This is a genomic window from Aurantimonas sp. A3-2-R12 (genome assembly GCF_036016755.1).
GTDB lineage: Bacteria > Pseudomonadota > Alphaproteobacteria > Rhizobiales > Rhizobiaceae > Aurantimonas > Aurantimonas coralicida_A.
This window is the reverse complement of record NZ_JAYXIH010000008.1, coordinates 55,826-68,311: the sequence shown is the minus strand read 5'-3', so window position 1 is coordinate 68,311 and position 12,486 is coordinate 55,826. Positions and strand designations below refer to the sequence as shown.

General features: G+C 65.1%; 8 protein-coding genes and 1 pseudogene. All 9 read right to left on the bottom strand.

All coding sequences use genetic code 11. The annotated features are described in order from the left end of the window. Position 1: 1 nt before the first annotated feature. Complete coding sequence (locus VSX60_RS06410) at positions 2–541, bottom strand: TRAP transporter small permease subunit (RefSeq protein ID WP_327623322.1); 540 nt, start codon at positions 539–541, stop codon at positions 2–4. Beyond that, positions 538–1,626, bottom strand: a complete 1,089-nt coding sequence (locus tag VSX60_RS06405) for a TRAP transporter substrate-binding protein (RefSeq protein WP_327623321.1) — start codon at positions 1,624–1,626, stop codon at positions 538–540. Before VSX60_RS06405 ends, VSX60_RS06410 begins: the two co-directional genes overlap by 4 nt. A 191-nt stretch (positions 1,627–1,817) precedes the next feature. Further along, positions 1,818–2,389 (bottom strand): annotated as a pseudogene (locus VSX60_RS06400) (helix-turn-helix domain-containing protein); the annotation flags it as partial. A gap of 135 nt (positions 2,390–2,524) precedes the next feature. Next, a complete protein-coding gene (locus VSX60_RS06395; protein WP_327623320.1) occupies positions 2,525–5,200 on the bottom strand; it encodes a nitrate reductase in 2,676 nt (891 codons plus the stop codon). A 10-nt stretch (positions 5,201–5,210) separates the two neighbouring features. Beyond that, a complete protein-coding gene (gene nirD, locus VSX60_RS06390) occupies positions 5,211–5,567 on the bottom strand; it encodes a nitrite reductase small subunit NirD (RefSeq protein WP_327623319.1) in 357 nt (118 codons plus the stop codon). Continuing rightward, positions 5,564–8,017 (bottom strand): nitrite reductase large subunit NirB, encoded by a 2,454-nt coding sequence (nirB, locus tag VSX60_RS06385; protein WP_327623318.1) that lies wholly within the window; start codon positions 8,015–8,017, stop codon positions 5,564–5,566. The genes nirD and nirB overlap by 4 nt, the downstream gene beginning before the upstream one ends. Positions 8,018–8,075: 58 nt before the next feature. Next, positions 8,076–9,824, bottom strand: a complete 1,749-nt coding sequence (locus VSX60_RS06380; RefSeq protein ID WP_327623317.1) for an ABC transporter ATP-binding protein — start codon at positions 9,822–9,824, stop codon at positions 8,076–8,078. 67 nt (positions 9,825–9,891) lie between these two features. Further along, positions 9,892–10,986 (bottom strand): ABC transporter permease, encoded by a 1,095-nt coding sequence (locus tag VSX60_RS06375; protein WP_327623316.1) that lies wholly within the window; start codon positions 10,984–10,986, stop codon positions 9,892–9,894. 81 nt (positions 10,987–11,067) lie between these two features. After that, positions 11,068–12,453: a CmpA/NrtA family ABC transporter substrate-binding protein gene (locus tag VSX60_RS06370; RefSeq protein WP_327623315.1), complete on the bottom strand. Its 1,386-nt coding sequence runs from the start codon at positions 12,451–12,453 to the stop codon at positions 11,068–11,070. Between the last annotated feature and the right edge of the window lie 33 nt (positions 12,454–12,486).

Here is a 12,486-nt window from a genome sequence, read left to right as displayed (position 1 = left end):
ATCAGCTTTCGGAGGCGGGGCGGCGGGAGCTGGTGAAGCCAGGGTCGAGGAGACCGGCGCCAAGCAGCAGGAGGTTCGACAGGGCCTGCAGGGCCAGAAGCAGGAACGCGAGCGGGATGCAGGCTTTCAGCACCCAGCGCAGCGGCAGGCCGCCTGGATCGGCCGAGCCCTCGCCGAGCGAATAGCTCTGCAGCACGAAGCCGATCGACAGATAAGCGACGGCGACAGAGACGAAGAAAAGAAGCAGCGAGGCGACCAAGTCGACGAGGCGCTTGGCGCGCGGCGAAAATCCCGCATAGAGGACGTCGACGCGGACCTCCTCGCCCTGGTTCAGAGCGTAGGACATGCCGAACAATGCGCCGACGGCCAACAGGTGCCATTCCGATTCCTGCAGCGCCACGGAGCCATAGGAAAACAGGTATCGGGCGAAGACGTTGAAGCCGATCAAAAGCACCATGACGAGGCCGGTCCAGGCCGCCGCCTCGCCGACGACGCGGACGAGGCGATCAGCCCCGCCCGCGAAAGCGATCAGCCGCCTCATGCCTTGTAGAGCACCGGCAGCAACGGCTCGTCGGCGGTGCCCGCCCAGTCGCCATACTGGTCCTTGAAGGCCATGTAGGCGTCATGGACCTTCCGGGTTTTCGGATCGGCCGCCGCGCCTTCCTCCAGAACCTCTTGCGTCACCTCGCGCAGTCTGGCGACGACCGCGTCCGGGAGCGGCTTGGCGATGACCTCGAAATTGTCGACGAGGTCCTTCATAGCCTCGGCGTTGGTGGCGTCGCACCAAGCGTTGCTCTCGACATTGCAGGCGAAGGCCGCCGTCTTGACAATCTCCTGGAGATCCGCCGGCAGGCTGTCCCAGGCGGCCTTGCCGATCAACAGCTCGGTGACATTGTTCGGCTCGTGCCAGCCGGTGGTGTAATAGTATTTCGCGGCCTTCTGCAGGCCGAGTCGGCGGTCCTGGTAAGGGCCGACGAACTCCGCCGCATCGATGACGCCGCGTTCGAGCGCGGGAAAGATTTCGCCGCCCGGCAGCAGCTGAACATTGACGCCAAGCTTGGCATAGACTTTTCCGGCAAGGCCCGGGATGCGCATCTTCAGGCCGGAGAAATCCTCGAGTGAATTGATCTCCTTGCGGAACCAGCCGGTCATCTGCACGCCGGTATTGCCCATCGGAAAGGCGATCATGCCGAGCGGCTCGTAAAGCTCGTGCCACAGGTCGATGCCGCCGCCGTGATAGAGCCAGGCATTGGTGCCCTTGACGTCCATGCCGAAGGGAACGGTGGTGAAATACTGCGCGGCTGGCAATTTTCCGGCCCAGAAATAGGCGTTCGCGGCATTCATCTCGACGATGCCGTTCTGCACGGCGTCGAAGCCTTCGAGCGCGGGGATCAACTCGCCAGCGGCAAAATGCTGGATCGTCAGCCGTCCGTCCGACATCGCTGCGACCTTCTTGCAGAAATCGGTCGGGCTTCCCGGTCCTTCCACGTAGTAAGGCGAGCCGGGGCCGTAAGCGTTGGTCATCTTCCAGCTGAAGGTCTCTTGTGCCCGGGCGAGGCTCGGGGCGGCGAGTGTACCGGCCGTCGCCGCAAGCGCGGTCCCTGCCAGGAAGTCACGTCTTTTCATGAGAACTCCATTTGCTTCGGTGTCGATGTCGCGCGGCCAACCCGTGGACGCTCGGTTCACCAAAAGCAGGAGTCGTGCCATTCGCCGCGACTCCCATCCAGCGCGGGGCTTAAGGAGTGGCGGAGGGAACAGGACGTAGTTTTTTTGCCTATTAAGCATGCAGAATCAGTAATGCCGTCTGCGTAATCAGGCGGCAGTCCGGGCTCGGTTCGGTCGAGCGCCTGGACCGGCGACTTCTCAGCGATGCTGAGCACCATGGCGTGCGCGGGTGGAGCGACATAGAGGCCCACGACGTCGTGGAGCTTCTCGGCGAAGGCCCGGCCGTTGGAGAGCTTGAACGCCCGCCAGCGATGCGGGGCGAGACCGTGGGCCTGCCAGATATTCTGCACCGTCGAGACGGTGAGCCCGATCGCCTTGGCCATCGCCCGCGCCGTCCAGTGGGTCGCCTCGGGCGGCGACTTCAGCGTCATCGCCACGATGTTGGCCGCCCGCTCGTCGCCACCGGCGCCGTGCCGGGCGGGCGGGTCTTGTCGCGGAGCAGGCCGGCGACGCCCTGCTCCATGAACCGCGCCTGCCAGCGCCGAACCGGCGTCTTCGACGTGCCCGTGGCGGCCATGATGGCGTTCGTGCCGACGCCGTCGGCGCTGAGCAGCACGATCCGGGCGCGCCAGACATGTTTCTGCGACGTGTTCCCATCGCTGACGAGGGCTTCGAGCCGCTGACGGTCAGCCTCGACAAGGGTGATGGATATTCCCGTGCGTATGCCCATACTGGCACGCGCAAACGACAACGGGAATCCCCAACAGGACTCATCCGCCTCGGTTGATCCACTAGGACCAGGAGGCCTGATCGCGTATCTTGGCTGACGTGGAGACCGCCCGTCGCCTGCGTGCGGTCTTCAGGCGGTTTCTTTCGCTTGGGCGTCCGCGATGATCCCTCTGATCTCGCTGCGGCAGGAGCCGCAATTGGTTCCGGCCTTCAGCGCTTCGCCCACCGCCTCGACCGTCATAGCCTTGCCGGAGGCAACGGCATTGGCGATGTCGTTGACGCCGACCGAAAAGCACGAGCACACGATGGCACCGCAGTCGGGACGGTCTGCCCCGCCGCGACCCGCCAGCAGCAGCGATCGGTCGCGCGGCGAGTGGTCAGGCTCCGACAACTGGCCGGCTGCCCAGACTCGGGAGACGGCGACGGGTTCGCGAGACATCCACATTGCCCCAATCAGCGTCGAACCGTCGAATGCGGCGAAGCGAAAGGCGCCGGTCGCCTCGTCCTGATAGGCAAGGAGGTCGGCATTGCCGGCCACTCCCAGCAATCCGGCGGCCAGCGTGCCCGCGTCTTTCGGCATCGCGAAACCAGCGACCTCCAGGCGCCAGCCGCTCTCGGCCCGGGCGAGGGCGACATAGTCGAGGTCACTCGTGTCGGGGCGTGAGCGCGTTACGGCAAAGCCGTACCAGGAGGCGTCGAAGCGTTCGACGCGAACGCGCGTCGATTTCAATCCCGGCTGACCCGAAACGGGATCGACGGCTGGCGCGACGACCGCGTCGATCCGGCCATTGGACGAGTTTTCGCCGGTCCAGTGCATCGGGACGAAGACCGAGCCGCGCCGTTGCCGATCGGTGATGAGGGCGCGGACCGTCGCCGTCCCCTGCGGCGAACGGATGGTCACGAGTGCGGCCTCGCGCAATCCCAGTGCTGCCGCGTCGGCCGGATGGATCTCGGCGAATGGTTCGGCGATATGGCCAGACAGGCGCGCCGACACGCCCGTGCGAGTCATCGTGTGCCAGTGATCACGCACCCGGCCGGTATTGAGGATGAAGCGGCCCGGCCGCTCCGCCGCGCCGGTCGTCGTGGCGGGCTCGACCGGCACGAAGCGTGCGCGGCCATCCGGATGATAGAAGCCGCCGTCGGCGAAAAAACGTTCGCGTGCGGCTCCCTTGGCTGGCCGCGGCCAACGCACTGGCTGAAGCGCGTCATAGCCGGGCTGGCCGAGGCCGGCGAGTCCGCCGATATCGAAGTCGCGGGTGCCCTCGTTCCGGTAGGCCGACAGTCGGGCATGCTCATCGAAGATGTCGGCTGCGCTCGCATAGGCGAACGCTTCGCCATATCCCATCCGCTGGGCGATTTCGGCAATGATTTTCCAGTCGGGCAGCGCCTCGCCCGGCGCCGGCAGGAAGGAGCGCTGGCGTGAGATGCGGCGTTCGGAATTGGTGACCGTGCCGTCCTTTTCGCCCCACGCGGTTGCGGGTAAAGCCACATGGGCGTGGCGCAGCGTGTCGGTCTTCGCGACGACGTCGGAAACGACGACGAAGGGGCAGGCGACGAGCGCCCGTTTCACCACGTCGGCGTCGGGCATGGAGACGACCGGGTTGGTGCCCATGATCCAGATCGCCTTGATGCGGCCGTCGGCGACCGCGCGGAACATCTCGACGGCCTTGAGGCCAGCCCGGTCGGGCATGCGAGGCGCCTTCCAGAAGGTCCGCACCAACGCGCGGTGTTCGGGATTTTCGAGCTCCATATGGGCGGCGAGCATGTTGGCCATGCCGCCGACTTCGCGGCCACCCATGGCGTTCGGTTGGCCGGTCACCGAAAACGGCCCCATCCCCGGCCGGCCGATGCGGCCCGTCGCCAAATGGCAGTTGATGATGGCGTTGACCTTGTCGGTGCCGCTGAGTGACTGGTTGACGCCCTGGCTATAGACGGTGACGACCTTCTCGGTCTTGGCGAACAGCTCGTAGAACGCCGTGATGGCGCGTGGATCGAGGCCGGTCATTTCCGCCACGCGTGCCACCCGCATCGAACGCGTGGTCCGCAGCGTCTCGACGAAACCCTCGCTGTGCCGCGCGACGTAATCGCAATTGATCGCGCCGGCTTCGGCGAGAGCAGGCAGCAATCCGGCGAACAGCGCCGTGTCACCATCCGCCGCGATCGGCAGATGCAAGTCCGCAAGGTCCGCCGTCGCCGTGCGGCGCGGGTCGATCAGAACCACCTTCATGGTGGGCCGCGCCGCCTTCGCCGCCGCGAGCCGCTGATAGAGCACCGGGTGACACCAGGCGAGGTTTGAGCCGACCAGCACGACGAGGTCCGCCAGTTCCAGATCCTCATAGGTGCCCGGGACGGTGTCCGAGCCGAAGGCGCGGCGATGACCGGCCACCGAGGAGGCCATGCAGAGACGCGAGTTGGTGTCGATATTGGCCGAGCCGATGAAGCCTTTCATCAGCTTGTTGGCGAGGTAGTAGTCCTCGGTGAGGAGTTGGCCGGAGACGTAGAAGGCGACCGAGTCCGGCCCGTATTCGGCGATCGTCCTGGCGAATGTGCTTGCGACCTTGTCGAGCGCCGCGTCAAAGGTGACACGCACCCCGTCGATGCTCGGAAACAGGAGGCGCTCCTCGAGCCCAAGCGTTTCGCCGAGCGCCGAACCTTTCGAGCACAACCGGCCGAAATTGGCGGGATGCTCCGGGTCTCCGGCAATCGCGACGCTACCGTCGGAACGCGGCGTCGCCAACACGCCGCAACCGACGCCGCAATAGGGGCATGTGGTCCGCACGGTCTTGGTGGTCGGAGCGGCATCCATCGTCGTTGCCCTATTCGGCCGCGTCGGCGAAAGCGGCCGCAATCGGGCTGAGCGACAATTCAAGGACCTTGGTGAGCGGTTCGATCCGGACCGCGAAGGTCCGCACCTTGCCGTCGTCCGGTCCCCGCATCTCGCCGTCCTTGAGCGAAATGACGGCGTTGTGGAGCGGACAGGTGACCGAGGCATCGTGGACGATGCCCTGGCTGAGCGGCCCGCCCTTGTGTGGGCAGCGGTCCTCGGTGGCGAAAACCTGGTCGTCGGCGGTCCTGAAGACGGCGATCCGTCCGACTGGCGTCAACACGCAGCGCGCGCCGCGCCGGGGGATGTCGTTGATCGTGCCGATCGCAAAAAAGGTCTCTCCGTTCATTCAGCAGCCTCCAGCATCGTGAGGTCGGCCATCGGCTTGAACTCATGCGTCGCCACGTCACCGCGCGCCCGCTCGGCCCAGGGATCTGTCTGGCTGAATGTCTGGCTGTGGACGAAGCGGTCGAAATAATGCCGGCGCTTATTGGGATCGTCGACGATCGCCGCCTGGATAGAGTCCATGCCGACACGCCGCAGCCACTTGTAGATGCGTTCGAGATAATGACCCTGTTCGCGATAAAGCTGGGTCAGCGCCACGATCGTCTCCAGCGCTTCGTCCTCGGTCTTGACCTGGCACAAAACCTCCGTGCCCTTGATGTCGAGGCCGGCGGCGCCCGCGAAGTGAATTTCGTAGCCCGCATCCGTGCAGATGACGCCGACATCCTTGGAGGTCGCCTCGGCGCAATTCCTGGGACAGCCCGAAACCGCCATCTTGACCTTGGCGGGGGTCCATGAGCCCCACATGAACTTTTCGATGCGAACCCCGAGGCCGGTCGAATCCTGCGTGCCGAAGCGACACCAGTCGGTGCCGACGCAGGTCTTCACGGTCCGAAGCCCCTTGGCGTAGGCCGCGCCCGAGACCATGCCGGCGGCGTTGAGGTCGCCCCAGACGGCAGGAAGATCCTCCTTCTTGACGCCGAGGAGGTCGATGCGCTGGCCGCCGGTGCATTTGACCGTCGGAATCTGAAACTTGTCGGCGACGTCGGCGATCGCTCGCAATTCCTTTGCCGAGGTGATGCCGCCCCACATGCGCGGCACCACCGAATAGGTGCCGTCCTTCTGGATATTGGCGTGCACCCGCTCGTTGATGAAGCGCGACTGCTTGTCGTCGACATATTCGCCCGGCCAGTCGGCGAGGAGATAGTAGTTCAGCGCCGGGCGACATTTGGCGCAGCCGCAGGAGGTCTTCCATTCGAGTTCCTGCATGACCTGCGGGATCGACTTCAGCTCCTTGGCCACGATCAGCCGGCGGACGTCGCCGTGGCCGAGATCGGTGCAGGGGCACATCGGCTTGACGGCGGCCGGATCGAACGCGTCACCGAGCGTCAGAGCCATCAGCTGTTCGACGAGCCCGGTGCAGGACCCGCAGGAAGACGAGGCCTTGGTGTGAGCCCGGACATCGTCGAGGCTGGTCAGGCCCTTCTCGGCGATAGTGCCAGTGATCTTGCTCTTGCAGACGCCGTTGCAGCCGCAGATTTCCGCATCATCCGGCAAGGCTGCAACGGCCGCCATAGGGTCCAGGGGGGCGCCTCCCTGGAACGACTGGCCGAAGATCAGGGTCTCGCGCATGGGCGAGATGTCGGTCGCCTTCTTCTTCAGGTCGTTGAACCAGGCGCCGTCCGAGGTCTCCCCGTAAAGAACCGTGCCGATAATGCGGTTGTCCTTCAGGACGAGGCGTTTGTAGATGCCCGCCGTCGCGTCGCGCAGCACGATCTCCTGTCGGTCCTCGCCGTCGGCGAAATCGCCGAGCGAATAAAGATCGATGCCTGTGACCTTGAGCTTGGTCGGGGTGTCTGCGTGGACGAAGGCGGCGGAGCGGTCGTCCGCGAGATGCGCGGCGGCGACGCGTGCCATTTCGTAGAGCGGTGCGACCAGGCCGTAGACCATGCCGTCCACTTCCGCGCATTCGCCGAGGGCCAGAATGTCGGCGTCCGAGGTTTGCATTCCGGCGTCGACGACGATGCCGCGATTGACTGCGAGGCCCGCCTCCTTGGCGAGACCGCTATTGGGCCGGATGCCGACCGCCATGACGACGAGCGTCGCCGGGATGATCGTGCCGTCGTCGAGCTCGATCCCCTCGACCTTGCCGTCTCCGATGATCTGCTTGGTATTGGCCCTGGTGATGACCTTGATCCCGCGTTCCTCGACCGCCTTCTGCAGCAGATAACCGGCGGCCGGGTCGAGCTGGCGTTCCATCAGCGTCGGCATGACATGCAGCACCGTCACCTCCATGCCGCGCGCGCTGAGCCCCGCCGCCGCTTCGAGGCCGAGCAGACCGCCGCCGATGACGACGGCCTTTGCCCGCGACTGAGCGGCGAGCAGCATCGCCTGGACGTCGTCGAGATCGCGGTAAGTGATCACGCCGGGCAGATCCTTGCCCGGGACAGGGATGATGAAGGGCACCGAGCCGGTGGCGATCACCAGTTTGTCGTAGCTTTCGGTGACGCCGTGATCGGATGTGACGGTCTTGGCGTCGCGGTCGATCGCGACGATCCGGTGCCCCTTGTAGAGCGTGATGCCATGGTCGATGTACCAGCCGTCGCCGTGGATGACGATCTCTTCGTAGGACTTCTCGCCGGAGAGCACCGGCGACAGCATGATGCGGTCGTAATTGACCCGCGGTTCGGCGTTGAAGATCGTCACTTCGTACTGATCGGGGGCCTTGTCGAAGAGATGTTCGAGCATGCGGCCGGGCGCCATGCCGTTGCCGATGACGACGAGTTTCTCTCTCATCTCGTTACTCCTTTGGGGAGAGGGCTCGGATTCCGACGCTGTGGTGAGGGGCCGTGGCTCATGCTGCTTCCTTGGCCGTGCCGCCATCCGTTCCCGCCGCCTTCGGCACCTCTTCGGGCCGCGCGCCGCCTTCGTATTCCTCGAGGAAGTCGAGCAGTTCCTGCCGGTAGCGCCAGTAGTCGGGATGTTCGAGCAGCGCCTTGCGGGTGCGCGGCCGCGGCAGGTCGACCGTCATGATCTTGCCGATCCTCGCCATCGGGCCGTTGGTCATCACCACCACCCGGTCGGCGAGCAGGATCGCCTCGTCAACGTCGTGGGTGACGCAGATCGCGGTGACCTCGGTGCGCTTCCAGACGTCCATCAAGACCTCCTGAAGCTCCCAGCGGGTCAGCGAATCCAGCATGCCGAAGGGCTCGTCGAGCAGCAGTAGTTTCGGCGACAAGGCGAAGGCGCGGGCGATGCCGACGCGCTGCTTCATGCCGTTGGACAGATCGGCCGCCTTGCGGTGCATGGCCTCGCCGAGGCCGACTCGGTGAAGGTAATGCTCGACGATGCCGCGGCGCTCGGCAGGGGTCGCGTCGGGGTAAACCCGGTCGACGCCGAGCGCGACGTTCTCGCGCGCCGTCAGCCAGGGCATCAGCGATGGCGCCTGGAAAACCACGGCGCGCTCCGGCCCGGCGCCGGCGACTTCCCGGCCGTCGAGAATGATGCCGCCGGTGGAAATGTCGTTGAGGCCGGCGGCCATGGTCAGAACCGTCGACTTGCCGCAGCCCGAATGGCCGATCAGCGACACGAACTCGCCCCGCCGCATCTTCATGTCGAAACCGTCGACGATGGTCAGCGGCCCCTTCGGCGTCGGATAGGTCTTTCTGACCTTGAAGAATTCGACGAAGCCGCGCGCGATCGGCGAATGTGCCGCCTTGCGATAGGCCGCCGGCAATTCTGGCGCGGGACCCGTATGCGGCTTCTGGGTGATCGGGACGACGTTCGGCAACAGCACCGCTTCGTCCGCTCCGCCGGAAGCGTGGCGGCCACGCGCCATGAGGTAGTTTGTGACCTCGCGGCGCAGCCGCTTGAACTCCTCGTTGCCGTTCATCGCGGTGCGGTCGCGCGGATGCGGAAGATCGACGGCGAAGGAAGGGCCAAGCTTCGCCCGCGGTCCCGGATCGAGCGGGATGATCCGGTCGGCGAGCAGGATCGCCTCGTCGACGTCGTTGGTGATCAGGATGATGGTCTTCTTTTCGATCTTGCTGATCGCCGCGAACTCGTCCTGCAGCTTCGCCCGGGTCAGCGCGTCGAGCGCCGAGAGCGGCTCGTCCAGGAGCAGGATTTCCGGACTCATCGCCAGCGCCCGCGCAACCGAAACCCGCTGGCGCATGCCGCCCGACAGTTCCGCCGGGCGCCGGTCGACGGCGTGCGTGAGGCCGACCATGTCGATGTATTTGTCGACGCGCGCCCGGCGCGGGGCCTTCGATTCCCTGGCGAATACCGTGTCGACGGCCAGGGCGACGTTGCCGCGCACGGAAAGCCAAGGCATCAGCGAGTAGGACTGGAAGACCAGGCCGCGCTCTGGCCCCGGTCCATCGACGGGCTTGCCGCGCATGCGGACCTCACCGGCGTCGGGCCGGATCAGCCCGGCGAGCAACGAGATCAGCGTCGTCTTGCCGGAGCCGGAGAACCCGACGATCGCAACGAACTCGCCCTCGCGGACCGTCAGATCGACACCGTTCAGGATTTCGGCCCGCTGCTTGCCTTCGCCGTAGACTTTCGAGACGTTGCTGAGTTCGATGATCGGGGATGTGGTCATGGCTGTTCTTTCTTGTCGCATGTCGCGGACGGAAAACCGGCTTCCACTTTTCCTGCGAATGCTCCGCTCAGCGCGTCGACGAGAAGGTGAAGGCGGTCTGCAGCGCGGCCATGATCCGATCGAGGATGAAGCCGACGATCCCGATGGTGATGACTGCGACGATGATGCGGGCGAGCGAGTCCGACGAGCCGTTCTGGAACTCGTCCCAGACGAATTTGCCGAGGCCGGGATTCTGCGCCAGCATCTCGGCGGCGATCAGCACCATCCAGCCGACACCCAGCGACAGGCGCAGGCCAGTGAAAATCAGCGGCATGGCCGAGGGCAGGACCAGCTTGGTGATGGTCTTCGACGTCGACAATTGCAGCACCTTGCCGACATTGACGAGGTCCTTGTCGATCGAGGCGACGCCGAGCGAGGTGTTGATCAGCGTCGGCCAGAGCGAGCAGAGGGTCACGGTGATCGCCGAGACCACCATGGATTTCGGCAGCGCGTCCGAGGCGTTCGCGTAAAGCGCCGAGACGATCATGGTGACGATCGGCAACCAGGCCAGCGGCGAGACCGGTTTGAAGATCTGGATCAGCGGGTTCAGCGCGCCGCTGACGGTCGAGGACAGCCCGCAGGCGATGCCGACCGGAACCGCAATGATCGTGGCGAGTAAGAAGCCGAGGAATACCGTCTTCAGGCTGGTGAAGATCTGCTCGGGATAGGTCGGCGCGCCGGTATAGGCGCGGACCTTCGCCCGGTCGGCCATGCCTTGTTCGACCAGTTTGGCGTTGCGGGCCTCTTGCCGCTCATAGAACTCCACCCGGTCCTCGCGTCCCCGCTGATGATCGGCGTAGAGCCCCTCGACCTGCTGCCAGACCTGGACCGGCCCCGGCACGGTGCCGAGCGAGGTTTGCACCTGCGGCGCCAGCGCCGCCCAGGCCGCCAGGAAAGCGAGAATGCCGATGAGCGGGACGATGAGGCCTTTCCACAGGGCCGAGAGGTTGGATCGTGGATCGTCACCCGCGGCCATTTTCATCAGCGGCACGGACCAGCCGAGACCTATGGCTGTCAGCGGACCGGCGGCGCGGCTGATCCTGACCATGCGCTTTTCCTGGCGGATAGCGCGGCGTTCGGCCGAGGACAGCTCATGCCCCATGAAATCGGATGCGGTGCTCATCGCTCGGGTCCTTCCTCGAATGCTGCGGCAAGTGTCGGATGGAAGCGCGGCGGAACGCTCCGCCGCCTCTTCGCGCGCGGATCAGTTGGAGGCGAGGCTCGCCACGTCCTCGGATCCCTTGAGACCAATTTCGAATTTCTCGAGGTATTCGTTGGGCTTGCGGCCGTCATATTCGACGCCGTCGATGAACGCTGCGGTTGCCGCCTTGTAGCCGTCGGTATCGGGGGTGTCGGAAGCTGTCAGATAGCCGTCATCGATGAGCGATTCGGCCGCCTTGCGGTAGATGTCCGGGCGGTAGACCGATGCAGCCGTTTCCGCGTACCAGCTGTCCGGCTTCTTGTCGGCGATCTGGCCCCAGCGGCGCATCTGCGTGAGATACCAGATGGCGTCCGAGTAGTAGGGATAGGTCGCGAACTTGGCGAAGAAGACGTTGAAATCGGGGGCGGGTCGCTTGTCGCCCTTCTCGTATTCGAAAGTGCCGGTCATCGAATTGGCGATGACCTCGGCGTCGGCGCCGACATATTCGGGCCGCGACAGGATCTCGACGGCTTCCTGGCGGTTGGCGCCATCGTCGGCGTCGAGCCACTGGCCGGCGCGGATCAGCGCCTTGGTCACGGCGATCGCGGTATTGGGGTTCTCGTCGACGAATTGCTTCGTCATCCCGAACACCTTTTCGGGATTGTCCTTCCAGATCTCGTAGTCGGTGATCACTGGAACGCCGATGCCCTTGAACACGGCGGCCTGGTTCCAGGGCTCGCCGACGCAATAGCCCTGGATGGTGCCGGCCTCGAGCGTCGCCGGCATCTGCGGCGGCGGCGTCACAGACAGCAGAACGTCGGCCTTGATCTGACCGGAGGTATCGGACGGCGAATAAAAGCCCGGATTGAGCCCGCCCGCCGCGAGCCAGTAGCGCAGCTCGTAATTGTGGGTCGAGACCGGGAACACCATTCCCATGTTGAACGGCTTGCCAGCGGCTCGGTATTCGTCGACGACAGGCTTTAGGGCGCTGGCGGAAATCGGATGTTGCGGCTTGCCGTCCGGACCCGACGCGATATGGGCCTTCATCTTCGCCCAGACGTCGTTAGACACGGTGATGCCGTTGCCGTTGAGGTCCATCGAGAACGGCGTCACGATATGTGCCTCGGTGCCGTAACCGATCGTCGCCGCAAGCGGCTGCCCCGCCAGCATATGGGCGCCATCGAGCTCGCCGGTGATGGTGCGATCCAGCAGAACCTTCCAGTTCGCTTGGGGCTCGATGCTGACGTAAAGCCCTTCATCCTCGAAGAAATGCTTTTCCTTGGCGATGGCGAGTGGCGCCATGTCGGTCAGCTTGATGAAACCGAATGTGAGTTCGTCCTTTTCGACCGGCAGCATGTCCGCTTGCGCCACGGTCGCCGTGAGGCCGAGAGCGACGGCGGCTGTGCCGCCCAGCAGGACACGTCTGGAGATCGTCGTCAGGTTGCTCATGGCGTAAAACTTCCCCGTTTCGCCGGTGGCGAC